Origin of the sequence: Klebsiella quasivariicola (assembly GCF_002269255.1) — a bacterium.
Taxonomy (GTDB): Bacteria; Pseudomonadota; Gammaproteobacteria; order Enterobacterales; family Enterobacteriaceae; genus Klebsiella; species Klebsiella quasivariicola.
The window spans coordinates 2,746,278-2,771,861 of the sequence record NZ_CP022823.1 but is presented as its reverse complement, the minus strand read 5'-3'; the positions used below and the strand labels follow the sequence as shown (position 1 = coordinate 2,771,861).

Annotated in this window: 25 protein-coding genes; 13 read left to right on the top strand and 12 right to left on the bottom strand. The window is 60.7% G+C overall.

Annotation, left to right across the window (positions count from 1 at the left end; genetic code table 11):
• The first annotated feature begins 335 nt into the window (after nt 1-335).
• Complete coding sequence (locus tag B8P98_RS13820) at nt 336-914, top strand: TetR/AcrR family transcriptional regulator (RefSeq protein ID WP_080897817.1); 579 nt, start codon at nt 336-338, stop codon at nt 912-914.
• Here the strand turns inward: B8P98_RS13820 and B8P98_RS13815 are convergent.
• The gene (locus B8P98_RS13815; RefSeq protein WP_080897816.1) at nt 890-1,990 is read right to left on the bottom strand and encodes an iron-containing redox enzyme family protein; all 1,101 of its coding nucleotides are present in this window, start codon (nt 1,988-1,990) and stop codon (nt 890-892) included. The two genes, B8P98_RS13820 and B8P98_RS13815, sit on opposite strands and share 25 nt — an antisense overlap.
• Nucleotides 1,991-2,191: 201 nt before the next feature.
• Between B8P98_RS13815 and B8P98_RS13810 the strand changes: the two genes are divergently transcribed.
• Nucleotides 2,192-3,121, top strand: a complete 930-nt coding sequence (locus B8P98_RS13810; RefSeq protein ID WP_095033132.1) for a DMT family transporter — start codon at nt 2,192-2,194, stop codon at nt 3,119-3,121.
• Here the strand turns inward: B8P98_RS13810 and B8P98_RS13805 are convergent.
• Nucleotides 3,118-4,350, bottom strand: coding sequence for an MFS transporter (locus B8P98_RS13805; protein ID WP_025712453.1), 1,233 nt, complete (start codon nt 4,348-4,350; stop codon nt 3,118-3,120). The genes B8P98_RS13810 and B8P98_RS13805 overlap by 4 nt on opposite strands.
• Nucleotides 4,351-4,625: 275 nt before the next feature.
• Between B8P98_RS13805 and B8P98_RS13800 the strand changes: the two genes are divergently transcribed.
• Nucleotides 4,626-6,233, top strand: coding sequence for an FAD-NAD(P)-binding protein (locus tag B8P98_RS13800; RefSeq protein ID WP_080924060.1), 1,608 nt, complete (start codon nt 4,626-4,628; stop codon nt 6,231-6,233).
• Between the two features lie 108 nt (nt 6,234-6,341).
• Nucleotides 6,342-7,442 (top strand): NADH:flavin oxidoreductase/NADH oxidase, encoded by a 1,101-nt coding sequence (locus B8P98_RS13795; RefSeq protein WP_095033131.1) that lies wholly within the window; start codon nt 6,342-6,344, stop codon nt 7,440-7,442.
• A 228-nt stretch (nt 7,443-7,670) separates the two neighbouring features.
• Here the strand turns inward: B8P98_RS13795 and B8P98_RS13790 are convergent, their stop codons facing one another.
• On the bottom strand, nt 7,671-8,159 hold the full coding sequence (locus tag B8P98_RS13790; RefSeq protein ID WP_025712450.1) for a hypothetical protein: 489 nt from the start codon (nt 8,157-8,159) through the stop codon (nt 7,671-7,673).
• 88 nt (nt 8,160-8,247) lie between these two features.
• Nucleotides 8,248-9,153, bottom strand: a complete 906-nt coding sequence (locus B8P98_RS13785) for a LysR family transcriptional regulator (RefSeq protein WP_025712449.1) — start codon at nt 9,151-9,153, stop codon at nt 8,248-8,250.
• Nucleotides 9,154-9,327: 174 nt separating this feature from the next.
• On the opposite strand from B8P98_RS13785, the gene B8P98_RS13780 reads away from it, so the two are divergent.
• On the top strand, nt 9,328-10,305 hold the full coding sequence (locus tag B8P98_RS13780) for an NAD(P)H-dependent flavin oxidoreductase (protein ID WP_080897811.1): 978 nt from the start codon (nt 9,328-9,330) through the stop codon (nt 10,303-10,305).
• An 18-nt stretch (nt 10,306-10,323) separates the two neighbouring features.
• Here the strand turns inward: B8P98_RS13780 and hpxK are convergent, their stop codons facing one another.
• The 7 genes from hpxK to hpxU all read right to left on the bottom strand — a co-directional run bounded on the left by hpxK (nt 10,324) and on the right by hpxU (nt 16,724).
• Nucleotides 10,324-11,583, bottom strand: coding sequence for an allantoate amidohydrolase (gene hpxK, locus B8P98_RS13775; RefSeq protein WP_025712447.1), 1,260 nt, complete (start codon nt 11,581-11,583; stop codon nt 10,324-10,326).
• The gene (locus B8P98_RS13770; RefSeq protein WP_025712446.1) at nt 11,580-12,821 is read right to left on the bottom strand and encodes a pyridoxal-phosphate-dependent aminotransferase family protein; all 1,242 of its coding nucleotides are present in this window, start codon (nt 12,819-12,821) and stop codon (nt 11,580-11,582) included. The genes hpxK and B8P98_RS13770 overlap by 4 nt, the downstream gene beginning before the upstream one ends.
• 15 nt (nt 12,822-12,836) lie before the next feature.
• Nucleotides 12,837-13,574, bottom strand: a complete 738-nt coding sequence (locus B8P98_RS13765) for an amino acid ABC transporter ATP-binding protein (protein ID WP_004179947.1) — start codon at nt 13,572-13,574, stop codon at nt 12,837-12,839.
• Nucleotides 13,555-14,211 carry an amino acid ABC transporter permease gene (locus tag B8P98_RS13760; RefSeq protein ID WP_004176118.1) on the bottom strand — a complete coding sequence of 219 codons (657 nt, stop codon included), beginning with the start codon at nt 14,209-14,211 and terminating at the stop codon, nt 13,555-13,557. Before B8P98_RS13760 ends, B8P98_RS13765 begins: the two co-directional genes overlap by 20 nt.
• On the bottom strand, nt 14,211-14,876 hold the full coding sequence (locus tag B8P98_RS13755; protein WP_025712445.1) for an amino acid ABC transporter permease: 666 nt from the start codon (nt 14,874-14,876) through the stop codon (nt 14,211-14,213). The genes B8P98_RS13760 and B8P98_RS13755 overlap by 1 nt, the downstream gene beginning before the upstream one ends.
• A 9-nt stretch (nt 14,877-14,885) precedes the next feature.
• Entirely contained in the window at nt 14,886-15,671 is a 786-nt protein-coding gene (locus B8P98_RS13750) for a transporter substrate-binding domain-containing protein (RefSeq protein ID WP_080897809.1), read from the bottom strand.
• A 213-nt stretch (nt 15,672-15,884) separates the two neighbouring features.
• Nucleotides 15,885-16,724 (bottom strand): MurR/RpiR family transcriptional regulator HpxU, encoded by an 840-nt coding sequence (gene hpxU / locus B8P98_RS13745; RefSeq protein WP_025712443.1) that lies wholly within the window; start codon nt 16,722-16,724, stop codon nt 15,885-15,887.
• Nucleotides 16,725-16,903: 179 nt separating this feature from the next.
• Here hpxU and hpxW point away from each other — a divergent pair, with 179 nt between their 5' ends.
• From hpxW to B8P98_RS13720, 5 genes are all read left to right on the top strand, one after another.
• Nucleotides 16,904-18,490 (top strand): oxamate amidohydrolase, encoded by a 1,587-nt coding sequence (gene hpxW / locus B8P98_RS13740; protein ID WP_025712442.1) that lies wholly within the window; start codon nt 16,904-16,906, stop codon nt 18,488-18,490.
• Between the two features lie 10 nt (nt 18,491-18,500).
• On the top strand, nt 18,501-18,686 hold the full coding sequence (gene hpxX / locus B8P98_RS13735; RefSeq protein WP_025712441.1) for an oxalurate catabolism protein HpxX: 186 nt from the start codon (nt 18,501-18,503) through the stop codon (nt 18,684-18,686).
• Nucleotides 18,683-20,080 carry an AtzE family amidohydrolase gene (locus B8P98_RS13730; protein ID WP_025712440.1) on the top strand — a complete coding sequence of 466 codons (1,398 nt, stop codon included), beginning with the start codon at nt 18,683-18,685 and terminating at the stop codon, nt 20,078-20,080. The genes hpxX and B8P98_RS13730 overlap by 4 nt, the downstream gene beginning before the upstream one ends.
• Entirely contained in the window at nt 20,077-20,463 is a 387-nt protein-coding gene (hpxZ, locus tag B8P98_RS13725) for an oxalurate catabolism protein HpxZ (RefSeq protein WP_025712439.1), read from the top strand. Before B8P98_RS13730 ends, hpxZ begins: the two co-directional genes overlap by 4 nt.
• A 72-nt stretch (nt 20,464-20,535) precedes the next feature.
• Nucleotides 20,536-20,958 (top strand): GNAT family N-acetyltransferase, encoded by a 423-nt coding sequence (locus B8P98_RS13720; protein WP_025712438.1) that lies wholly within the window; start codon nt 20,536-20,538, stop codon nt 20,956-20,958.
• A gap of 37 nt (nt 20,959-20,995) precedes the next feature.
• On the opposite strand, the gene asd is transcribed toward B8P98_RS13720, so the two are convergent.
• On the bottom strand, nt 20,996-22,114 hold the full coding sequence (gene asd, locus B8P98_RS13715; RefSeq protein ID WP_080897807.1) for an aspartate-semialdehyde dehydrogenase: 1,119 nt from the start codon (nt 22,112-22,114) through the stop codon (nt 20,996-20,998).
• A 320-nt stretch (nt 22,115-22,434) separates the two neighbouring features.
• On the opposite strand from asd, the gene B8P98_RS13710 reads away from it, so the two are divergent.
• Genes B8P98_RS13710 through B8P98_RS13700 form a run of 3 tightly spaced genes read left to right on the top strand, consistent with a single transcriptional unit; the run spans nt 22,435 to nt 25,578 of the window.
• Nucleotides 22,435-22,992: a winged helix-turn-helix transcriptional regulator gene (locus tag B8P98_RS13710; RefSeq protein ID WP_025712436.1), complete on the top strand. Its 558-nt coding sequence runs from the start codon at nt 22,435-22,437 to the stop codon at nt 22,990-22,992.
• Entirely contained in the window at nt 22,976-24,019 is a 1,044-nt protein-coding gene (locus B8P98_RS13705) for an HlyD family secretion protein (protein ID WP_025712435.1), read from the top strand. Before B8P98_RS13710 ends, B8P98_RS13705 begins: the two co-directional genes overlap by 17 nt.
• Nucleotides 24,016-25,578, top strand: a complete 1,563-nt coding sequence (locus B8P98_RS13700) for a DHA2 family efflux MFS transporter permease subunit (protein ID WP_009307828.1) — start codon at nt 24,016-24,018, stop codon at nt 25,576-25,578. Before B8P98_RS13705 ends, B8P98_RS13700 begins: the two co-directional genes overlap by 4 nt.
• The last annotated feature ends 6 nt before the right edge of the window (nt 25,579-25,584 follow it).

The following is a 25,584-nucleotide window of genomic DNA, read 5'->3' as shown; positions in this document are numbered from 1 at the left end:
TTATCGGATCATCCTGGTAATGATGTCTGTAATACCCTCATTCGATGCCTGTCGTGCTGTAAACGTTTCAGACTTCAGAAATAATGGCTATCAGAAAGCACATCATTCAAAGCTTATGTGTATAAAGGTCCAAATAATACGCTGGTTCGGAGACATAAGGACATGACTTGTGCATGTCTACGCAATCTTGTTTTATTGAGGGAACCGACACCGCATAAACCGCGGCTGATTTACTTTTTACCCGTCTGGCGGCAAGATCCGGCATAATGCACCGCTGTCACATGACAGCCGTGTTACCAACGGTCGTGACAGCGAACCATTCGACAGGAAAACGCATGAAGCCAAAACAAGCGGACATTCTCCGCCACGCCAGCGCGCTGTTTAATCGCGAAGGATATCAGTCGCCCAGCATCGAGCGGATTGCTGAACATGCCGGCATCTCCAAAATGACTTTCTACCGCTATTACGCCGATAAAGAGGCGCTCATTCTGGCTATTCTCAGGCAGAAAGAGAGCAAATTTATGCAGGATCTGGCGCAGATCACGGCGGATAAAGCCAGCGCGCGGGAGAAGCTGTTTGCCGTGTTCGACTATTACCATCGCTGGTTTACCTGCGAAACGTTCCACGGCTGCATGTTTACCCGCGCGCTGTTTGAATATGGCGCGTCATCGCCGGCGATCCGGGAGCAGTGTTCCCGCTTCAAGTCGCTCCTCTGGCAGTTCTTCCGCGATATTCTCCTGCTGGTGTTAAAACCAGAGCCTGCCGAGCGGGTCGCCATGATGATGGTGATGCTCATCGATGGCGCTATCGCCGCCCAGCAGGCCGAGTCCGTGGAATGTCGGGAGATCCCGCCGGGGATGGCCGCCTGGAGCGCGGCCAAAGCGCTTATCTACTCAGAAGGCGGCACGCTCTGAGCCGCAACGCTGCCGTCCAGTGATTGCAGCGCCGCCAGCAGACCATCATAGTAATCGTTACAGGTTTGCAGGCGCAGCGCGGCGCCAAAGTAGACCTCCTCCATCGCCGCCGGATGTTTTTTGCCAATCGGCACAATCACATTGTTCAGCCAGCCGTCCGCATGGCCGATATCGACGGTGATATGTTCGGCATAGTAATGCACGTCGCGATCGGAAAGCCCAATCCGCCGACAGCCCGTTACCAGTTTTTCATACTGCGGCGGGTCGAGCAGCTCGGTCATGGCCATCACGCCCAGTGATTTGTAATAATGCTGACGGTTAACGCCGCCCAGCATAAAGGCGTTATACCCGGCCAGCCCCTGCCACTCGTACAAATGGGCAAAATGATTGTCCGGCAAAGCGATATTCCGCCGCTTCAGTAAATCCTTGTACAAATTGACGTGGGTGATCTCAGTGCTGCCCTGGCCTATCTCATCCCACAGATTTTGCGCAATCTCGGCGCGAGTTTCCGGCAGCGAACCGACCAGCCCCATCGCCACGAGATCGAAGAACAGCAGATTCAGCGCGCTGTCGCTTTTGAAGAAATAGTCGATTTGCGCCACAGAGGCCTTGGTGGCAAGGAAATCGAACAGCGGATGATGAGACGCCGGGTGTTGCTGGCATAAGGCGCGCAGTTCGTCGACGATATTGCCGGCGTTCAGCATCGGTCTCTGGCAGTGGAAACGTTTGCTTTCCGCGCGCAGCCACTCAGACTCAATGTAATTTCTGATCCCGGAAAGCAGCGGATGAAACTGATTGGCTGCCGCTGGCGAGAGCGGGTCGGCAAGCCAGGACTGGTAGAGAATGAACAGCGCGTGGTGCGCCCGCTTTTTAGCCTGCGGGTCGTCAGCGGAGAAGGCGCGAATACAGGTATTCTCGGTTAGATGCCAGGCCCTGTCGGACACCAGTGGGTTAGCCGTCAGCTTCAGCGACAGCGCGTTGCTGTGAACAAGCTGGTCGATTAATTCATCCAGCGCCAGCCTGGCCATCACCGCGGTCTGGTCGCTTCCAATCACCCCATTATCAGTATTACGCATGATTTATCCCTGTGAAATACATGGCGACTATACGGTATAGTACCGTTTAAAAAGCGGCAATGAAAATTCAATAACATCTTATATGTTATTGTAAATAAAAGACTTATAACATATTACACAAAAACCACTAAAAAAATATTGATATTATAAAATTGATAAAGTTACCATCCGGTATAGTGATAAGCGACGCAAGGAATAAGCATGCCCTATCTGTTACTGACGCTGGCAGCTCTGTTTTGGGGCGGGAATTATGTTGTCGGGCACGTGCTGGTGCAGGGCGTGGATCCGATCCTGATGACCGAAGCGCGATGGGCGTTAACGGCGCTGCTGCTGGGCCTGCTCTATCACCGGCAGATCGCCGCCAGCCGCCACCTGCTGCGGGAAAACGCCCCGGCGGTGCTGGTGCTCACCCTCTGTGGCCAGGTCAGCTTCCCGCTTACGCTCTATATTGGCCTGCAAACCACCTCTGCCCTTAACGCCGCCATCTATATGTCTGCCACGCCGAGCATGGTGCTGTTGATTAACCGGCTGATTTTCCGCGACCCGGTATCGGTGCGTAACTGGCTGGGGGTCATCTTCAGCACCCTCGGCGTAATGATCCTGTTATTCCAGGGAAACCCACTGCACGCCGCCTCGCTGCATAGCTTTGCCATCGGCGATCTGTGGGCGATGGGATCGGCGCTGAGCTGGGCGCTCTACTGCTCGCTATTACGTCTGAAGGACCGCCGGATCCCGGCGAATGGCTTTGTCGCCGTCAGCTCGCTGCTCGGCGCGCTGATCCTGCTGCCCATCGTCATCTTCTGGCTGATGCGCCACCCGGCGCAGGACTGGGCCGCCTGGCGCGAGCCGTTTTTCCTCAGCGGCCTGGCGTATCTGGTGATTTTCCCGTCGTGGCTGGCCTATCTGTTCTGGAACAAAGGTATCGCCGCGATTGGCGCCACCCGGGGAGAAATTTACACCCATATCATCCCGCTCTCCGGCGGGGTGTTTAGCATCCTCTTCCTGCATACCCAGCCGCATGCCTGGCATCTGTTCAGCGCCCTGTTTATCATGCTGGGGATCGTCATTTGCTCCCTGGAAAAACGCCTGGCAGCGGCCGGGCGCCTGTCGACACCCGGTCACAGAGGTTAACGACTGGTGGAGAGCGGCTGGGGATGCACCTCCCCTGCAGGGTGGATCACCCGTCCCTCACGGCCGAAGAAGGTCAGTACGGTAATGACGATCGCCACCGTCCCGGCCACCAGGGCCATTGCCAGACCATAGTTATGCCCGTGATGTTGAGCAATGGAGGCCTGCAGCGTGGCGTTCACCGAAGCCAGCAGATTGCCCAGTTGATAGACGAAGCCAGGCAGTACCGCCCGGGTGTTGGCCGGCACCAGTTCGTTGAGCCAGGTCGGGATCACCCCCCAGGCGCCTTGCACCATAAATTGCATCAGAAATGCCCCAGCCCCCAGCGCCAGCGAGCCGCTGGCGAAGGCCCACAGCGGGATAACCGGCAGCGCCAGCAGAGCGGCAATCATAATCGCTTTGCGCCGGCCAATCTTCTCCGACAGCGAACCGAAAAACACCCCGCCGATGATCGAGGCGATGTTGTAGCAGACCGCGATGATGCTGACCGTTTTAGGCTCAAAACCATGCTGAACTTTCAAAAAGACCGGGTACAGATCCTGCGTCCCGTGAGAGAAAAAGTTAAAGGCCGCCATCAGCACCACCAGATACAGGCACAGCTTCCAGTGACTGCGCAGCACCGGCAGCAGGGCCGTACTCGCTTTATTCTGCCGGGCCGCCAGCCAAACCGGTGACTCCTCGACGCAGAAATAGATAAATGGCAGCAGCAGAACCGGAGCTGCTCCAATCACAAACATCCCGCGCCAGCCGAGCTGCTCAAACAGCAGCCCATAAGCCACTGCCGCCAGCAGATAGCCGAAGGGGTATCCCGCCTGAAACAGGCCGGACATCAGCCCGCGCGAGCGATCGGGGATCGTCTCCATCGCCAGCGACGAGGCCACGCCCCAGATCCCGCCCATCGCCACGCCATACAGCACCCGCAGCAGGAAAAACAGCATTAATGATGGCGCGGCGGCAGAGAGCAACTCAAAGGCTGAGAAGAAGACGATATTCAGCATCAGGATCGGTTTGCGGCCATATTTTTCCGCCGCCCTGCCGAAAATCAGCGCGCCCACCGGCCGAACGGCCAGGGTCAGGAGAATCGCCAGGGTGACCTCTTCAAGGTCGACGTGAAACGAGTGGGCGATATCGCTCAGTAAAAAGACCAACAGAAAGAAATCGAAAGCATCGAGCGTCCAGCTTAAAAAACTGGCAATCGCCGCGTTGCGCTGTCGTGAAGTCCAGCCATGCATCTTGTCATCCCTATCCCGACGGCATTGCCGGGAGCTTGCGCGGCGTCCGGCAGAGCACGCTGGTGTCACCGCTTTGTAAATTGTTTGTATAGAAAGTTGCTCTTTTGTTAATTACACCTCTTTATCGGCAGTCGGCAAGTTTATTAGCCTGCTAATTTGTTTCAAATTGCGTGCAACGCTCCACCGGTTCGGCAATTTTCGACCAGAATTAAGGACAGGCAGAGTTAAGTGAATCGCCGTACATGCCGTATCCGCCCACAGGAAGGGAGAGAATCATGAAGAGTATTGCCATCGTCGGCGCCGGGCCGACGGGGATTTACACCTTGTATGAACTGGTGAAGCGTGGTGAGCTGCTGGCCATCACGCTGTTTGAAAAAGAGGCGCAGGCCGGGGTGGGTATGCCCTACAGTGACGATAATACCGCGGCACAGATGCTGGCCAACATTGCCAGCATTGAGATCCCCCCCATCGACCTGACCTATCTGCAATGGCTGCAGCAGCACAGCGACGGCTGGCTGACGGCGCGCGGCCTGGAGCGGCACACGCTGCATGAGCGCCAGTTTCTGCCGCGGGTGATCCTCGGCGAGTACTATCGCGACCGCTTTCTGTATCTCGTTGAGCGGGCCCGGGACGCCGGCTTTGTGATTCGGGTCTGTGAATCCTGTGAAGTCACGGATATTGCCGTCCAGCCCGCCGGGATCGCTATCTATACCGATAGCGCCGCAGAGCCGGTGATGGTCGACCTGGTGGCGATTGCCACCGGCCATCTGTGGCCAGAAGAAGAGCGCGCCAGCCGACAGTACTTCCCCAGCCCGTGGACCGGCCTGATGGAGGCCCGGATCGCCCCCTGCCGGGTGGGGATCCTCGGGACGTCATTAAGCGCGATTGATGCCGCCGTTGCGGTGGTAGCCCGCCACGGTGTTTTCCATACCGAAAACGACAAAACGACCCATTTTGTCCTCCATCCCGGCAGCGAGGCGCTGGAGATAACCCTGATGTCGCGCAACGGCGTGCTCCCGGAAGCCGATTTTTACTGCCCGATCCCGTGGGAGCCGCTGGAGATTGCCACTCCCGCCGCCCTCGAAGCGGCCGTTGCTCAGGGCAGCGACGGTCTGCTGGATCGCGTGTTCGGGCTGATCGTCAAGGAGCTGGAATATACCGCGCCGGACTGGTGCGCGGCGACGGGGCTCCGTCAGCTAACGCCTGACACCATCGCCGACGTCTGGTTTGCCGACCGGCACAGCCACGATCCATTCCAGTGGGCGCAGCGCAATCTGCAGGAGGTGGAGCGTAATAAACGCGACCACCATACTGTGCCCTGGCGCTACACCATACTTCGTCTGCATGAAGCGATCGAAACCGTGGTGCCGCAGCTCAACGACGAGGACAGCCGTCGCTTCCGCCAGGGCCTCGCCCGGGTGTTTATCGATAACTACGCCGCCATTCCGCCGGAATCCATTCGCCGGCTGCTGGCCCTGCATCAGGCGGGTATTCTGCGTATTGTGGCGCTCGGCGAGGATTATGATTTGCAGCGTGAGGCCAGCCGAACCGTCATTGTTCATCACCAACAGCGCAGCGAATTTGATGTCTTTATCGATGCCCGCGGACAAAAAGCGCTAAAAACCCGGGATCTGCCCTTCCCTTCACTGCGCCAGCAGCTGCTGGCCTGCGGCGACGACATACCGGATGTCGGTGATGACTACACCCTGCAGGCCCCTGAGACGCTGCGCAGTCGGGTCGCCTTCGGCGCTCTTCCCTGGCTGATGCACGATCGCCCGTTTGTGCAGGGGCTGACGGCCAGCGCCGAGATTGGCAGCGCAATGGCCCGCGCCGTGTCGCAACAGGCAACCGGCCGTCGGCGTCGCCTCTGGTTTATTGAATGACGGAGCGCTTAAGCGCAATAACCGAATACGGGGGTCGCAGGCAGGCATGCTATAAACAGTGACTGTCTGCCCCTCTGCAAGACCACGCCTAACATTTACGAGGTACACATGAGTCATCTTTTTAGCGCGACGCGTATTGGTCAGCTGACGCTGGATAATCGCATCGTTATTGCCCCGATGTGTCAGTACTCTGCCGATGAGGGAAAAGCCACCTCCTGGCATCGGATCCATCTCGGACAGCTGGCCTTCTCCGGCGCAGGCCTGTTAATTCTGGAAGCCACGGCGGTAGAGCCTGCGGGGCGTATTTCCCCGGGGGATCTGGGGCTGTGGGATGATGAAACCGAAAACGCTCTGCGCGCGGTGGTAGAGGATATCCGGGCCTGGTCGCCTGTCCGCCTCGGGATCCAGCTGGGGCACGCCGGACGCAAAGCCTCCTGCGCGGCCCCGTGGCAGGGAGGGCATCAGCTGGCGCTCAACGCAGGTGGCTGGCAAACCGTCGCCCCGTCCGCCGTGGCGTTTCACGATGGCGATCGCGCCCCCGCTGAACTGAGCCATGCCGACCTGGCGCGCATCAAAGCGGCTTTCGTTGCCAGCGCGCTGCGCGCCCAGCGGCTGGGCTTTGAGCTGATTGAACTGCACGCCGCCCACGGCTATCTGCTGCACCAGTTTCTCTCCCCGCTCAGTAATCAGCGCCGCGACGAGTACGGCGGTTCGCTGGAAAACCGGATGCGCTATCCGCTGGAAGTCTTTAAAGCGATCCGCGACGCGGTAGGCAGCGCCATGGCGGTGGGGGTCAGGTTGTCGGCGACCGACTGGGTCGAAGACGGCTGGGACTGCGAACAGTCCATTCAGTTTAGCCAGCAGCTGGAAGCGCTGGGCAGCGACTATATTCACGTCTCCAGCGGCGGTTTGTCGCCCCAGCAGGCGATCGCCGTCGGACCGGGGTATCAGTTGCCTTTCGCCCGCGATATTCGCGAGCAGGTAGCTATCCCGGTGATTGGCGTGGGGCTGATCACCGACGCGCAGCAGGCGGAAATGGCGCTGGAAGAAGGCGATGCCGACCTGATCGCCCTCGCCCGCGCGGTACTCTACGATCCGCACTGGCCGTGGCACGCTGCGGCCAGCCTTGGCGCCCAGGTGCGCGTGCCGTCGCAGTACCTGCGATCGGAGCCGCACGGCCTGAAAGGCACCCTGGTCCCGAACCGCTGATCCCCGGCGAGCATAAAAAAGGGGTATCGTAAGATACCCCTGAGCAGGATGTTATTGCGGTCCATGTGCCGGGCGGCGGCGCCTTGCCCGGCCTACAAAAGGATGATACCCGGTCATTGCGCAGCCAATCGGCCCCCTGCGTAGGCCTGTGCAAGCGCAGCGCCGCCGGGCAATCTATCCGGCTCCGCCCCCTATATTTCCGGGCGGCAGCCCGGAAAACACCGCGAGTTACTGCTGGGCGGGCGGTGGCGTGGTGTTCTGTTTGTCCGCCGCGATACTGTCCTGGATAGCCTTGGTTTTACTCGCCGCCTCCGCCGAGAGCTGATTGGCGTCGCCGATGGCGTTGTCTTTGATCTGACCCGCCTCTTTGACTATGCGGTCACTTTCCTGCTTTGCGTTCTGCTTCACGGCATCGGCCTGGGCTTTCGCCTGCTGGGCGATGGCATCCGCTTTCTTGTCCGCCTCCGCCTTGATGGCGCTGGCCTGATCCTTCAGGCGGTCGGCCTCGGCGTCAGCCTGGCTTTTCAGCGTATCGATTTGCTTATCCGCATCCTGTTTAATCGCCTGCGCTTTGTCCGCCGCGGCATCCTTCATCTGCTCCGCATTATCTTTGGCCTTATCCAGTTTGTTATCCACTTTCGACGCATCGTCGCAGCCAAACAGGGTCAGACACAGGGCGGAAGCAAGCAGTGTTTTATTCCAGAGTTTCATCAGCATTCCCTTACAGGTTAAGTCGTTATCCAGCTTTGTGATTCATTGCCTTAATAGCATTCACATTTTATATATAATCGCTCAGTCGGCAGAGTCAAGCCGACACCGATCGATCCAGCGTCGCTACCAGCCCCTGCAGCCAGTCGGCAAAGACCCGCACCTTATGCGACAGATGCCGGTGCGGATAGAGCAGCGACAACGGTCGCCGCGGCGCCGGGAAATCGGGCAGAATTTCCACCAGCTGTCCACTGTCGATATAAGGTTGCAAAAAGAAACGCATCCCCTGCAGCATCCCCAGCCCCGCCAGCCCGGCGGCAGTAAAGACTTCAGAGTTGTCCAGCACCAGTTTACCGGGGATGGCGATCTGCCTGATGCCCTCCGCGGTCTGGAATCGCCAGGGCATAATCTGCCGGCTGCTGCTGTTCACCCAGTTCACCGCCAGATGCGACTGCAGGTCCTCCAGCGTCGCGGGCGCTCCATAGCGCGCCAGATAGCCCGGACTGGCGCAGGTGGTTAACGCCACCTCCCCCAGCGAACGCGCCACATAGTCGCCATCCTCAAGATCCCCCACCCGCAGCAGGCAATCCAGACCATCGCGCAGCATATCCCGGCGTACGTCGGAGCTGCTGAGGACAATCTCCACCTCCGGATGGGTCTGATAAAACTCCGGCAGATGCGGGATCACCAGCAGCCGGGCAAAGGCGATCGGCATATCAACGCGCAGCTGACCGCGGATCGGCCGGTCCGGCGCGAACGACTCCAGCAGATCGTCGGCCTGGGAGAGCAATGGTTTGCTGCGGCGATAAAACTCTTCCCCCTCCGGCGTGAGATACAGACGCCGGGTGGTGCGCTGCAGCAGCCGGACCCCGCTCTCCTGCTCCAGTTGCTGCAGCGCTTTGGTCACCGCCGGTCGGTGGATCTGCAAATTTTCCGCCGCCTGGGCAAAGCTGCCGGCATCGACGATTTCAATAAAAATTTTAATATTTTCAAACAGATTCATTTGCATGATGGCCCGCCTCCCACCTCTTCATCAGTGCACATTATTACTAATTTAATAATAGTGATGAAAGTTTTTGCTCATTTTTTAAAACAATAAAGACGCCTACACTGCCCTCATTGCCGCATCGCTGGGGCGAAGAAATTTATAACTTATTAACATACAAGGAAAAATATCATGCAATCTAACCGCGTCGCCCGCATTCTGGGTATTGAAAAACCGGTGGTCCAGGGGCCGCTCTCCTGGCTGACCGATGCGCGTCTGGTGGCGGCTGTCGGCAACGCCGGTGGGCTTGGCGTGCTGGGTCCAAACGCCGGGCTGACGGCGGCAACCGCCGTTTCCACTCCGGAGGCCACCGCAGAGAAAATGCGCGAAGAGATCCGCAAAACCAAACAGCTGACCGAGAAACCCTTTGGCGTCAACCTGATCCCGACGGCGGAAAACGACATCTGGACGCCGGCGATCCTGCCGGTGATCAAAGAGGAAGGGGTTAAGGTGGTGGTCTACACCGGCTACGGCGATGGTTCATTAAAACCGGCGCTGTTTGATGAGCTGAAAGCCGCCGGGATCACCATCATCTATCGCGATATCAACCCAACGCCGGAGAACAGCCGCCGTGCGGAGCAGGCCGGAGCGGACATTATCGTCGCCACCGGCTTTGACGAAGGTGGTACGCTGCCGGCCACTGCCCTCGGAACCTTCACCATCGTCCCGCTGATCGTTGACGCGGTACAGCGGGTTCCGGTGATGGCCGCCGGAGGGATCACCGACGCCCGGGGCGCGCGCGCCGTCCACGCCCTCGGTGCGGAAGGGGTCTTCGCCGGCTCGGTATTTATCAGCACCATCGAAAGCCGGGTTCCCGACTCGGTGAAAGCGAAAATTGTGGCCGCCAACGGTCTGGATCTGCGCCTGTTCCGCACCCTGCCGGACTACTATCGCGCCCTGCCCGGCAAACTGAGCGACAAACTGGTGGCCATGGATCGTGCCGGCGCCTCAAACGCCGAGCTGGCCCAGGCGATGGGCGGCCTGCGCGGGATGCGGCTGGGCATGCTGGAGGGAAATACCGATGAGGGGTATATCTCGGTGGGCGCGGGGATCGGCAACATCCGTACCATCGCCTCCGTCGCCGAAGTGGTCAACCAGCTGGCGGTGTGAAGCCGCCAGCCGGCGCGATCAGGCGTCGGCCACCTTCTCTACCGCCCGGGAGAACGCGTCGATAGCCAGCCCGACGTCGGCGGCGGTGACCGACTCCGCCGGGTGATGGCTGACGCCCCCCAGGCAGCGCACAAACAGCATGGCCGATGGCCAGCGCTCGGCGATGGCGATGGCGTCATGCCCTGCGCCGCTCGGCAGCGTCAGCGAACGCCCCTGCACCGCCGCTACCGCCTCGCCCAGCACCGCCTGCAGGTGACTGTCGCAGGCGGTGGCGGCGATGCGATAATACTCCTCGGCGGCGAAACGCAGCTGGCGACGCCCGGCAATGGCCTGCGCCTGCGCCAGTAGCTCATCCAGCAGCGCCGTCAGCGGCGCATCCTGCGGGCCGCGAATATCCAGCGTCAGCTGCACCTCGCCCGGTATCACGTTTACCGCGCCCGGCGCACAGCGCAGGGTGCCGACCGTCGCCACCAGGTTACCGCCGCGCTGCCGGGTCAGGTTCTCCACCTGCACCATCCATTCCGCCGCCGCGGCGAGGGCGTCCTTGCGATGGAGCATCGGCACCGTGCCGGCATGGCCAGCTTCGCCGGTAAAGCGGCAGTTCAGCCGTCGGGCGCCGTTAATTGCCTCCACCACACCGAGCGCCAGCCCCGCCTGCTCCAGGCACGGCCCCTGCTCGATATGCAGCTCCAGATAGGCGGCGATATCCCGCGGGTGACGGGCGGCGTGGCCGATCCGCGCCGGATCGAGTCCGGCATTCACCAGCGCCTGGGCGACGCTCACTCCATCAGCATCGCACTGTGACAGCCAGCTTTCAGGCCAGGTGCCGGTGACGCCGCGGCTGCCGAGCAGGGTGATGCCAAAGCGGGTACCCTCTTCATCGCCAAAGCCGACGATCTCGATTGCCTTTGCCAGCCGTCGCCCCTGCTGGTGCAGACGCTGGACCACCTCAATCGCCGCCAGCACGCCGAGCATGCCGTCGTAGCGTCCGGCGTTGCGCACGGTATCAAGATGAGAACCCAGCAGCACCGCCGGCGCCCCCTCCTGTTGCCCTTCATAGCGTCCGCAGATATTGCCGACGCTGTCCTGCCACACCATCATGCCGGCAGCCTGCATCCACTGGCCCACCAGCTGGTTGGCCTGCAGATGCTCGGGTGACAGATAGACCCGGGTCAGGGCATCAGCGGTTTCGCTGAGGGTGGCCAGCCGATCGGCGCGGGCCATCACCCGGCTGGCCGCCGCTTCTCTCTCCGCCTGCTGGCGGACTGTGTCACTCATAGGGTGGCCTCGGTGCGGTAGTGATCCCAGGCCGCCTGCATCGCCGCGCCCTGAGTGGTAGAGAACCTGAGGTAGTTCAGGACCGCTTCCAGCGCGCTGAGCGTTTGCATCACGCAGTCTTTACGCGCGTTATAGCCCATGGTGCCAATGCGCCAGACTTTACCGTGCAGCGGGCCAAACGAGGTGCCAATTTCAATGCCGAAATCGTCCAGCATCAGCTTGCGTACCTGATCGCCGTTGACCCCGTTGGGGATCACCACCCCCAGCACGTTATTCATTTTGTGCCGCAGGTCGCCAAAGGTCTCGAGCCCCATCGCCTGGACGCCCTTCAGCAGCGCATCGCCGTGCAGTTTGTGGCGGGCGATGCCGTTGTCGAGTCCCTCCTGGAGGATCAGTCGCGCACATTCCCGGGCGGCGAACAGCGCCGAGGTCGCTTCGGTATGGTGGTTGAGGCGCTCCGGCCCCCAGTAATCCATCACCATGCCGAGATCGAAATAGTTGGAGTAGATCATCTCGTCGACCCCGTCGTGATGCGCATCGGTGCGGATCCCCTGCTCAATGCAGCGGCGGCGGCGGATGACCTCTTCCATCCGCGGGCTGAGGGTGATGGGCGAGGTGCCGGAAGGACCGCCCAGGCACTTCTGCATCCCGGCGGACACGGCATCCAGCTGCCAGGCATCGGTTTCCAGCGGGTTGCCGCCGAGCGACGCGGTGGCGTCGGTATAGAACAGCACATCGTGACGACGGCAAATCTCCCCCAGCTCTGCCAGCGGCTGCAGCATGGTGGTGGAAGTATCGCCCTGCACGGTGAGCAGCAGGCGCGGGCGCACGCGCTTGATCGCGTCCTCAACCTGATCCGGCGTAAAGACCTCGCCCCACGGCACCTCGATGGTGTGCACCTCTGCCCGGCAGCGACGCGCGATCTCGCACAGCAGATGACCAAACCGGCCGAACACCGGCACCAGTACTTTGTCACCCGGACGGATAGCCGACACCAGAATCGCTTCGATCCCGGCGCGCGAAGTGCCGTCGACCAGCATCGTCCAGCGGTTTTCGGTGCGAAACACGCCGCGGTAAAGCGCCATGACTTCATTCATATAGTGGGTCATCGCCGGATCGTACTGGCCAACCAGCTGGCTCGCCATGGCGCGCAGCACGCGCGGGTCGGCATTGATCGGCCCCGGCCCCATCAGCAGGCGCTGCGGCGGGTTAATTTGCGAAAACTGAGTGATATCCATCTGCCATTCCTTACGTTAGTTAAGACCGCGCACCGAGGAGATAAACTGTTTCAGTTCGCTGGTCTGCGGGCTGGCGAACAGCGTTTTGCTGTCGCCCTGCTCCCAGACGCGCCCCTGATGCATAAACACCACGCGGTCGCCCACTTCGCGGGCAAAATTCATTTCATGGGTGACGAGGATCAGCGTCATACCTTCCGCCGCCAGTTGCTCCAGCACCTTCAGCACTTCCCCCACCAGCTCCGGGTCGAGTGCCGAGGTGATTTCGTCACAGAGTAAAACTTTCGGCGACATGGCCAGCGCCCGGGCAATGGCCACGCGCTGCTGCTGGCCGCCGGAGAGGTTGGCCGGATAGTAATCCAGACGATCGCCAAGACCGACCTTCTCCAGCATCCGCTGCGCCAGCTCCCGGCATTCGGCCTGAGACTTCTTCAGCACCCGCCGCGGGGCCAGCATGACGTTCTCCAGCGCCGTCATGTGCGGGAACAGGTTAAAGTTCTGGAACACCATGCCGATGGAGCGGCTGATCTCCCGGGCCTGGGAATCGCGGTCGGTGATGGTCATGCCCCCGAGCTTGATGCTCCCCTCCTGGTAGCCCTCCAGACCATTGATGCAGCGCAACAGCGTGCTTTTACCCGAGCCGCTGCGGCCGATGATCGAGATCACTTCCCCCATGTCGATATCCAGATCGACGCCCTTCAGCACATGGTTGTCGCCGTAGTACTTCTGCATCTGATTAATGGTGATGAGAGGCATTGAATTTGTTCTCCAGATAGCGGCTGTAGCGGGACAGCGGATAGCACAGAATGAAATAGCCCAGCGCCACCAGGGCAAACACTTTAAACGGCTGGTAGGTGACGTTGGTCAGCATCGTCCCCGCCTTGGTCAGCTCCACAAAGCCAATAATCGATGCCAGCGCCGTCCCTTTGATCACCTGTACAGCAAACCCGACGGTCGGCGCGATGGCAATGCGCAGCGCCTGCGGCGCCACCACCCGGTACAGGGTCTGGCCGAAGCTCAGCCCGAGACAGCGCGAGGCCTCCCACTGGCCTTTCGGCAGCGCGCGAATGCTGCCGAACCAGATATCCAGCAGAAAGGCGCTGGTATAGAGCGTCAGAGCGACCGAGGCGGCGGTCCACGCCGAGACGTCGACGCCGAACAGCGCCACGCCAAAGAATGCCAGAAACAGCTGCATCAGCAGCGGCGTCCCCTGAAACAGCTCGATGTAGCCGCGGATCAGCCGTTTCACCTGGCGTCCGCCGGTGAGGCGCAGCAGCAGTAACGGTAAGGTCACCAGCGCCCCGCCGGTGAACGCGACCAGCGACAGCAGCACCGTCCAGCGACCGGCCAGCAGCAGGTTGCGGATAATGTCCCAGTCAGTAAAAGTGGTCATCAGGCCTGCACCCCCAGCCATTTACGCCCCGCCGCCATCAGCAGCTGGCGCATCGCTATCGATAACGCTAAGTAGATCCCGGTGGTCACCAGATAGACCTCAAAGCTCAAAAAAGTCCGCGACTGAATCAGGTTGGCGGCGAAGGTCAGCTCCTCATAGGAGACCTGCGACACCACTGACGAGCCGAGCATCACGATGATGCACTGGCTGACCAGCGCCGGGTAAATCCGCTGCAGCGCCGGGGGCAATACGACGCGAACGAAGGTTTGCGTCCGGCTAAGCCCGAGCACGCGACCGGCTTCCCACTGGCCCTTCGGCGTCACCTGAATGCCGGCGCGGACGATCTCGGTGCTGTAGGCGCCGAGGTTAACAACCATCGCCAGCAGCGCCGCTTCACCGGCGGTCATCTTCAGTCCCAGGTTCGGTAAACCAAAGACGATAAAGAAGAGCTGCACCACAAACGGCGTGTTACGGATAATTTCCACATATCCGCCCCATACCCGGCTGAGGACGCCCGGGCGCCCGCTGCGGATCGCCGCCCCGAGGATGCCGATCGCCAGGCCGCCGATCGTCGCCAGCACCGTCAACTGCACCGTCACCCACAGGCCGGCCAGCAGCTCCGGCCAGTGCGGCCAGAGCTCAGAGAAATGAAGTTGCTCCGTCATTAACAGACCTTACGCGCCGAGGCTGGCAGGCAGCGGCGCTTTCAGCCACTTCTCGGACAGACCGTTGAGGGTGCCGTCCTTAATGCCCTCCTCGATCAGGGTATCCACTTTCGCCTTCAGCGCCGGTTCGTTCTTTTTCAGACCGATAAAGCATGGCGAGTCCTTCAGCATAAAGCTCGGCACCGGCGCTTTGTCGGCGTTCTGCCGGGAGATGGCCGCCACCACCAGATTGCCGGTCGCGACATACTGCACCTGACCGGACAGGTAAGCCGACAGCGTGGTGTTATTATCCTCGTAGCGCTTAATCTGCGCTGCCTGCGGCGCCACGCTGGTCAGCACCATATCTTCCACCGCCCCGCGGGTTACACCGATGCTTTTACCACTCAGCGCGGCCGCGTCCTTCAGCTCCGCCCCTTTCGGGCCAAACACGCCGAGGAAGAACGGCGCATAGGCGCGGCTGAAGTCGATCACTTTCTCGCGCTCGGCGTTCTTGCCGAGGCTGGAGATCACCAGGTCCACCTTATCGGTCTGCAGATACGGCACGCGGTTGGCGCTGGTCACCGGGACCAGCTGCAGCTTGAGCTTCATCGATTTCGCCAGGTAGCGCGCCATATCGATGTCATACCCCTGCGGCTGCAGGTCGGTGCCCACCGAGCCGAACGGCGGAAAATCCTGCGGTACGGCAATGCGAATGACGCCGCGTTTTTCAATATCCTGGAGCTGGTCCGCCCGCGCGGCAGAAACAGACGAAAGGAGACAAGCGGCCCCGGCCAGCGCGATCAACAGTTTTTTCATGGTGTTTACCCGTTACGTTAGCATGAAACAAAAGATTCTTTGAACCTGTTTCTGCAACTAATGTGCCAGACACGGACGATGCGTGGTTTTAGAGGGGGATAAGGTTAAAAGCGAGATAAGACGGGCATTCAGCGCGCAGAGGATCGATAAAGAGAGCGCCAAACGTGGAATTTTACGCACCAAAATAATGCATAGCACCACGCTGGCGCCCCATCAGCGTTGTTCCAGCTCATCCATCTGCTGATAAAGCGTGGCGATGTCGTGGATCCGCGGACGCCCGCTGTCGAGCGTTTCATGGAGAAAGGCATTAGCCAGCAGATTGATCAGGCTGTTGACCGAGGCATAGCTGTCGTAAGCCGAGACGCTGTCCAGTGGCGCGCAAAGCTGCCAGCGGGAGAGCGGAAACAGGCTGTGGGCCTGCGGCTCGCACAGTAACAGGACCGGTACCCCATCGCGCTGCAGCTGCTGCAGCAGCGGGCGGACTATTCGCGGCCGGCGGCGAAACGCCATCATCACCACCAGATCATCAGCGGTCAGATCGACCAGCTCTTCGCTAAGGCTCTGGCCCGGCTGGGGCAGCACCAGCACCTGGCCGCGGGCCTGCAGCAGCTGCTGGCGCAGGTGCAGCGCCGCCGGATAGGCGTTACGCATGCCTATCACCACAATGCGGCGCGCGGCCACCATCGCCGTCAGCGCCTCGGCGAACTGCCCCGCGTCGAGGGCGTTGACCCATTGGGTAAGGTTCGCCATCTCCTGCTTATAATGGCGCGCCAGCAGCGTGTTACCCTGCACCGCGTCGCGCTGGTCAGTGAGCGGCATCCCGCTCTGGCGCAGGGTGCGCAGTTCATCGCGCATGTCCTTATATTTGTCATAACCGAGGCGCTTAAACAGGCGGCTGACGGTGGCTTTCGACACGCCGCTCAGCTGCGCCAGCTCGGCGCTGTTGTAACTTATCAGGTCATCAAAATGGTCGAAGATGAAATCCGCCACCCGCTGCTCCTGCGGCGACAGCGAGGCGTATTGCCCTTTCAGTCGTTCATCGAGTTGTTGCATAGCGCCCCTGTAACTTTTGTTTCATCAGCTATCCCTCATCATACTGTATCTGCTATGCCTTACACATAGCGTGCCAGTGGGAAAATGACGGTCATTGTTTTTATCAATGAAACGAAACGTTCAGAGGTGGAACAGCTTTTGCAATGTTCTGCGGGTGATTCGTTCAGAAAGGATAATTTATGCACAGTAGCAACGTTTCGACCCACGGCATGGCGGTCGCTCCCCACCACCTCGCCAGCCAGAGCGCGCTGGCGATCCTGCGCGAGGGCGGCAGCGCCATTGAAGCGATGGTGGCTGCCGCCGCCGCCATCGCCGTCGTCTATCCCCATATGAACGGTCTCGGCGGGGATGGCTTCTGGCTGATTGTACCGCCGGAGGGAGAGCCCATCGCCATTGACGCCAGCGGGGCCGCCGGGTCAATGGCCACCCTCGAGGCCTACGCCGGACAGCGGCATATTCCCCACCGGGGAGCGCAGGCCGCGCTGACCGTCGCCGGCACCGTCAGCGGCTGGGACGAGGCGCTGCGTATTTCACGGGACTTAACCGGCCGCGCGCTGCCGGTGGCACGCCTGCTGGCCGATGCGATCGGCTATGCCGAAGACGGCATTCCGGTCACCGCCTCGCAGGCCCACGCCACCGCCAGCAAACTGGAAGAGCTGCGCCATCAGCCGGGATTCAGCGAAACCTGGCTGGTAGCGGGCGAGGCCCCGCGGCCCGGCAGCCGCTTTCGCCAGCCCGCCCTCGCCGGTACCCTGCGCCTGCTGGCCAGCGACGGCCTCGACAGCTTTTATCGCGGGCCGCTGGCCGAGCGTCTCGCGCAGGGCATGGCCGCGCTGGGGATGCCGGTCACCCTCGGCGACCTGCAGGCCCACCGCGCCCGGCGTCCGACGCCGCTGACGCTCCAGCACCAGCAGGGCACGCTGTGGAATCTTGCGCCGCCGACACAGGGGCTGGTGTCGCTGGCGATCCTTGGCATCACCGACCGCCTGAACATGGCCGATGCCGATGACGCGCAAACGGTGCACCGTATCGTTGAAGCCACCAAGCGGGCATTTGCCCTGCGCGATGCGCATATCACCGATCCACGCCATCTGGATGTCGATGTTCAGCAGTTGCTCACTCCGGAAGCCCTGCAGCCGCTGGCCGACAGCATCGACGACGCCTGCGCTTCGCCCTGGGGCGGCGGCAAAGGCCCGGGCGATACCGTCTGGATGGGCGTCGTGGATAACAGCGGGCTGGCGGTGTCGTTTATTCAGAGTATCTATCACGAGTTCGGCAGCGGCGTGGTGATCCCGGACACCGGGATCGTCTGGCAAAACCGCGGGGCGGCCTTCAGCCTCGACCCGCAGCATCTCCTGGCGCTGGCCCCTGGCAAACAGCCGTTCCATACCCTCAACCCTGCCGCCGCGCGCCTGAACGATGGCCGGGTGATGGTCTATGGCTCAATGGGCGGCGACGGTCAGCCGCAAACTCAGGCGGCGCTATTTACCCGCTATATCCTGCAGGGGGTGCCGCTGCAGGAGAGCATCTCCCGCCCGCGCTGGCTGCTGGGGCGCACCTGGGGCCAGTCCTCCGACTCCCTGAAGCTGGAGGGACGCTTTGCCCCCGCCTGTATCGCGCGCCTGCGCGAGCTGGGGCACGAAGTCGACGTGCTGGCCGATTTCAGCGAAGCGATGGGACACGCCGGCGCCATTGTCCGCCATGCCAACGGCCTGCTTGAAGGGGCGACCGATCCACGCAGCAACGGCGCCGCCGCCGGATACTAAGGAGCAGACTATGACCACACAGCCAGACTGGAGCGAGTATCTGACGCAGATGACTCACCTGTTGGATATGGAGCTGGATGCGCCGCGCCGTGAGGAGCTGGCGCGCCAGTTTGCCCGTATCGCCGCCATGGCGCAGCCGCTGATGGACTATCCCCTCGGGCCGCGCGAGGAGATTGCGGGGGTGTATAAAGCATGACACTTCATCACTTCACCATCGCCGAGCTTCAGCGGGCGCTGCACGAGGGCGAACTGAGCGCCCGGGAGATCGCCCGCCAGACGCTGGACGCTATCGCCCGCGTGAATCCGCAGATCAACGCCTGGACCGAGGTCACCGCCCAGCGCATGCTGGCGGAGGCCGACAGCATTGACGCCCTGCGCCGGGAAAAGCGTCCCCTGCCGCCGCTGGCTGGCATTCCCTATGCGGTGAAAAATCTGTTTGACGTCGCCGGACATACCACCCTCGCCGGGGCGGAACTGCTGAGCGATCGGCCGCCAGCGGCCAGCGACAGCTGGGCGGTGCGCCAGCTGCACAGCGCCGGCGCCCTGCTCAGCGGGATGCTCAACATGGACGCCTACGCCTACGGCTTTACCACCGAAAACAGCCACTATGGCGCGACGCGCAACCCGCACGATCTGTCGCGGATCGCCGGCGGGTCTTCCGGCGGTTCGGCCGCGGCGGTGGCGGCCGGGCTGGTCCATTTCAGCCTCGGCAGCGACACCAACGGCTCGATCCGCGTCCCCGCGTCGCTGTGCGGGATCTTTGGCCTGAAACCCACTTTCGGCCGCCTCTCCCGTTCCGGCAGCCATCCGTTTGTCGCCAGTCTGGATCATATTGGTCCTTTTGCCCGCCGGGTGGCCGACCTCGCCGCGGTGTATGACGCCCTGCAGGGGCGCGACCCGGCCGATGACTTTCAGGCTGATAAAGCCAGCGAGCGCACCGGCAATCTGCTGGAGCGGGGGCTGGAGGGGCTGCGCTGCGCGCGGCTGGGCGGCTATTTCACCACCTGGTGCGATGACGACGCCCGGGCGGCCGTGGATCGGGTCGCCCACGCGCTGGGTGCCGACAGCGAACTGCAGTTCGCGGATGCCGCGCTGGCCCGCTCGGCAGCTTTTATCATCAGCGCCAGCGAAGGCGGCAATCAGTACCTGGCGGATCTGCGCCACTCGCCCGAGCGTTTTGAACCTCACTCCCGCGAGCGGCTGCTGGCCGGGGCGATGATCCCCTCCGCATGGTACCTGCAGGCCCAGCGTTTTCGCCGTCATGCCCGCCAGGCGATGAAATCCCTGTTCAGCCAAGCCGACGTGCTGATCGCCCCGGCCACCCCATGCAGCGCCACGCCGATAGGCGCGGAGGAGATGGTGATTAACGGCCAGCCGCTGCCGGTGCGCGCCAGCATGGGAATGCTGACGCAGCCGATCTCCTTCCTCGGGCTGCCGGTAGTGACCGTGCCCCTGCGTACCGCCAGCGGCACGCCGATTGGCCTGCAGCTGATTGCCGCGCCGTTCAACGAACAAGCCTGTCTTCGCGCCGCGCGGGCGCTGGAAGCGATGGGCATTACCGATGCCCGAGTGGCGGAGAGTGCAGCATGATCAACCTGGACAATGTAGACCGCCCGGCGATCCTCGCCGAGGTAACGGCGGCGTTTTATCAGTATGAAGAGGCGCTGGTCAGTAATAACATCGAGGCGCTGGATGCGCTGTTCTGGCATGACCCGCGCACCGTGCGGCTGGGGGCCGGCGAGAATCTGTATGGTATCGAGGCGATCCGCGCTTTTCGCGCCGCCCGCCCCGCCGCCGGTCTGGCCCGCGACCTGCACCAGACCACCATCACCACCTTTGGCGCGGATATGGCCGTGTGCAGCACCGAGTTCACCCGCGAGGGCAGCGCCCGCCTGGGCCGCCAGCAACAAACGTGGGTGCGCTTCCCCTACGGCTGGCGGATTGTTGCCGCCCAGGTCAGTCTGATGGACTGAGTGGCGTACACTGGAGCGGACCGGGGGAATAAAGTCTCCGGTCCGGTAATACTCTGTTTGGAGTCGATGATCATGGTGTTAATCAGAACAGCGGAATCAAAAGATATCCCCTCGCTGCAAACGCTATTTCTGCAGCTGGGCTATCAGACGGAGACGGCGATCTTAGAACAACGCATCTCTGCACCGCAAAGTACGCTAAGTGTGCTGGTGGCTGAAGCAGAAAACGCCGTGTGTGGCGTCATCGTTATCAATTTTATTTTACCAGTACATGAAAACAGGTTATGGGCATTAATTTCCGCGCTGGTCATTGAGGAAGCGTCACGTGGTTCAGGAATAGGCCGCCAGCTTCTCCATGCCGCTGAGCGTCTCGCCCGCGATAAACAATGCGCTCAGATCGAGCTTTCAAGCAGTGAAAAAAGAATCAGAGCGCATCAATTTTATGAAAGTAACGGCTACAAGGAGGTCCGCAAGCGCTTCGTTAAACCGTTGTCTTAACCGCCAGCGCGCGAGGGCTTACCCCGGATAACTGTAATTATATTTTGCCCAGCAGGATATTTAACATGCGGCGCAGGGGTTCCGCCGCGCCCCACAATAGCTGATCGCCCACCGTTAACACCGAGTAGACGGGTTCATTATTTAGCGCCATTTTCTTATAGCGGCCAATTCCAACCTGCAGCGAACCGCTAATAGCCGCCGGGGTCAATTGACTGACACTCTCCTGCTTATTATTGCGGACATAGTTTACCCACGGATGGGAATGGGTGACTAACTCAGCAAATTCTGCTTCGCTGACCTCACGTTTCAGTTTCAGTGTAATCGCCGCGCTGTGGCAGCGGATCACCCCGACGCGAATGCATAAACCATTGACCGGGATGGTACCCGGCGCAAGGCCAAGGATTTTATTGGTTTCCGCCTCGCCCTTCCACTCTTCGCGGCTATTTCCATCGCCTAAATCGCTGTCGATCCACGGAATGATACTGCCCATTAATGGCACGCCAAAATGCTCTACCGGCATGCCCGCGCTGTTAATCAGCGCACTCACTTTATTCACCAATGGCAGCACGGAACCTGATGACGTCAGTTCATCCGCAGATAAATGCTGACTGATATAAGCGCTTTGCGCGATTAATTCCCGCACCTGTTTGGCGCCCGCCCCGGAGGCAGACTGATAGGTCATCACGCTCATCCATTCGATCAGCTCGGCTTTTATTAATCCTGCCAGACCCATCAGGCTCAGCGTAATGGAGCAGTTGCCACCGACAAACAGTTTAATTCCTGCTTGCACAGCACGATCAATATTATCGCGGTTGACCGGGTCGAGAATAATGCACGCTTTTTCATCCATCCGCAGCGCCGACGCCGCGTCAATCCAGTAACCTTGCCAGCCATGGTTAATTAAAGCAGGATAAATGGCTTTGGTATAATCTCCGCCCTGACAGGTAATGATGATATCCATTTCGGCGAGGGCACTGAGGGAACTGGCATCTTTAAGAATGTCGCTTTTACCCTTAATAACAGGACCCGCGCCACCCGCACTGGAGGTACTAAAAAAATGCGCCGTAATATCGTCAAAATCATTTTCTTCAATCATTCTTTGCAGTAATACAGAGCCTACCATTCCTCGCCAGCCGACAATACCCACCTGCTTCATTTATTTAACCTTTATAAGTTATGAGAATGTTAATTTGCATTTCGCAATACTTTATATCGCATCCCCCAATAAAGGTCATCAGCCACCACATCGATTTCTGTCATTATTAAAATGTTTCATCCACCATCAGCGATTTTTATCTCTTATCCCGGTAAAAAAACGTCATTGGCGGTTAAAGACGGCGGATACTCATTCGCAGAAAGAAACGGCCTTGAGAAATGGGATCGGCTCACGTCCAGAGCGCGGCGAAGAGTAACTTGCATTTTGATAGTGACTATGTCAATTTGCTCACGACGCCACCGACTCATCCAGGTCTACTCATGAAAAACGAACCGCTTTGCCACGCTCCCTGCCCCATCGCCCGCAGCCTTGGCCGCATCGGCGACAGCTGGAGCATCATGATCCTGCGCGACGCCTTCGCGGGCTTTACCCGCTTTGACGAGTTTCAGAAAAGCAGCAACGTCGCGCCTAATATTCTGTCACGCCGTCTGAAGGAGCTGGTGGATGACGGACTGCTGGAGAAGGTGTGCTACAGCAGCACCCCGCCGCGCTACGAATACCACCTCACGGAACGCGGCCGCGATTTCCGCATGGTGCTGCTGGCGCTGGCGGAATGGGGTAATCGCCACTTCGCCCCCGAAGGGCGTCAGATGCAGCTGGTGGAAACCGCCACCCAGCGCCGTGTGGATCCAGTCATGGTGGATAAAGCGACCGGGGAAGAGATTATCCCGGGTAAATACGCCATGGTGCCGGGACCCGCCGCCTCGCCGCTGATGAAATATCGTCATGAATATCTGCTGCGCAAACGCGAAGGCGACAGCGGGCAAAAATTCCAGCCGGAACCTTACAGAGATGCCAGCAATGAATCCGACCAGTAAGAAAAGCCTCCTCACCCTGACGGCGCTTGGCGTCGCCGCCCTCGCGGCAGCGAGCTACGGCGCATACTGGTGGCATAGCGGGCGCTTTATGCAGACCACCGATGACGCCTATGTCGGCGGCGACATTAGCGCCATCTCCAGCAAAGTCTCTGGCTATATCCAGCAGCTGGCGGTGCAGGACAATATGGCAGTGAAAAAAGGCGATCTGTTGATCCGTATTGACGACCGCGATTATCGCGCCGCCCTCGCGAAAGCCGCCGGAGAAGTGGCGGCGCAGCAGGCCGCGCTGGCCGATATCCAGGCCACCCGCCAGCTGCAGCAGGCGACCATTGCCGGGTCTGCGGCCTCGTTACTGGCCGCCACGGCGGCAACCGAAAAACTGGCGAACGACAACCGACGCTATAACGCTCTCGCCGCATCGAGCGCGATTTCCGCACAGATCCGTGATAACGCCTCCGCCGATTACCGCCGGGCACACGCCGAGCAGGAGAAAGCCAAAGCGGATAAAACCGTGGCCGAACGTCAGCTGGCGATACTGGATGCTCGCCAGCAACAAACCCTGGCCGCCCTGGCGCAGGCTCAGGCTAACCTCGAGATGGCCAGGCTGAACCTCAGCTATACCGACATTCGCGCGCCGTTCGATGGGGTGATTGGCAACCGCCGCGCGTGGTCCGGCTCGTTTGTCAGCAGCGGTACGCAGCTGCTCTCCCTGGTGCCTGCGCACGGCCTGTGGATTGACGCTAATTTCAAGGAAAACCAGCTGGCGCATATGCGTGCCGGCCAGCCGGTGACCATCGTCGCCGATGTGCTGCCGAACCATACCTTTAAGGGCCATGTCGCCAGCCTGGCGCCGGCGACCGGCTCACGCTTCAGCATTCTGCCGGCGGAGAACGCGACGGGTAATTTCACTAAAATCGTGCAGCGCGTGCCGGTCCGCATCGCGCTGGAAGGTGACGGGGCAAAGCTTGACGTCCTGCGCCCGGGACTGTCGGTGATCGTCACCGTGAACGAAAAGAGCCCTCGATGAGCACCGTTCAGGCGCTGTCCGTCCCGCAGGGTCTGTCGATGCCGACGGCGAAGAAGATCTTCGCCTTCGCCAGCATGTGCGTGGGGATGTTTATTGCCCTTATCGACATCCAGATCGTCTCCGCCTCGCTGCGGGATATTGGCGGCGGCCTGTCGGCGGGCGACGATGAAACCGTCTGGGTACAAACCAGCTACCTGATCGCCGAGATCATTATTATCCCGCTTTCCGGCTGGCTGGCCCGGGTCATGTCGACCCGCTGGCTGTTTGCCGCTTCCGCGGCGGGCTTCACGCTGATGAGCCTGCTGTGCGGCTGGGCGTGGAACATCCAGAGTATGATCGCCTTCCGCGCCCTGCAGGGACTGGCGGGCGGGTCGATGATCCCCCTGGTGTTCACCACCGCTTTCGCCTTTTTTCAGGGCAAACAGCGGGTCATCGCCGCGGCGACGATCGGCGGCCTGGCCTCCCTCGCCCCTACGCTGGGTCCAACGGTGGGCGGCTGGATCACCGAAAACTACAACTGGCACTGGCTGTTCTTTATCAACGTTGTTCCGGGGATTTACATCGCGGTGGCAGTGCCGCTGCTGGTAAAAGTAGACAGCGCCGACCCCACTCTGCTGCGCGGCGCCGACTATCTCAGTATTCTGCTGCTGGCCTTGTCCCTCGGCTGCCTGGAATATACCCTCGAAGAAGGTCCGCGCTGGGGCTGGTTTGATGACGCGACCCTGACGACCACCGCCTGGGTCGCCCTGCTCTGCGGCGTGGCCTTTGTTATCCGCACCCTGCGCCATCCGCAGCCGGTGATGGATCTCCGCGCCCTGCAGGATCGAACCTTCAGCCTCGGCTGCTATTTCTCGTTTATGGCCGGCGTCGGCATCTTCGCCACCATCTATTTAACCCCGCTGTATCTGGGGAGTGTGCGCGGTTTCAGTGCGCTGGAGATCGGCCTGGCGGTATTTTCCACCGGTCTGTTCCAGGTCATGTCTATTCCGTTTTATTCGTGGCTCGCCAACCGCGTCGATCTGCGCTGGCTGCTGATGGCCGGGCTGATCGGCTTTGCGGTGTCAATGTACAGCTTTGTTCCGATCACTCACGACTGGGGGGCGGACCAGTTGCTGCTCCCGCAGGCCTTTCGCGGACTGGCGCAGCAGTTTGCCGTCGCGCCAACGGTGACCCTGACGCTGGGCAGCCTGCCGCCCGCGCGCCTGAAGCTGGCCTCCGGGCTGTTTAATCTGATGCGCAACCTCGGGGGCGCCATCGGCATCGCCCTGTGCGGCACGGTGCTTAACGACAGAACCAATCTGCACTATAGCCGCCTGGCGGACCATCTGAATAACGCCAACCTGGCAATGAGCGATTTTGTTCAGCGCAGCGCGGCAAACTTCACCGTCCAGGGGATCTCGCCGGATGCCGCGCAGACGGCGGCGCTGAAAAATCTTTCCGCGCTGGCGCTACGGGAGGCGCGAACCCAGGCATTTTCCGATGCGTTCTACCTCATCATGATGGGTTTTTTACTTGCCGCGCTGCTGGTTCCCTTGATGAAAAAGCCGCCGGCACACTGATACTAC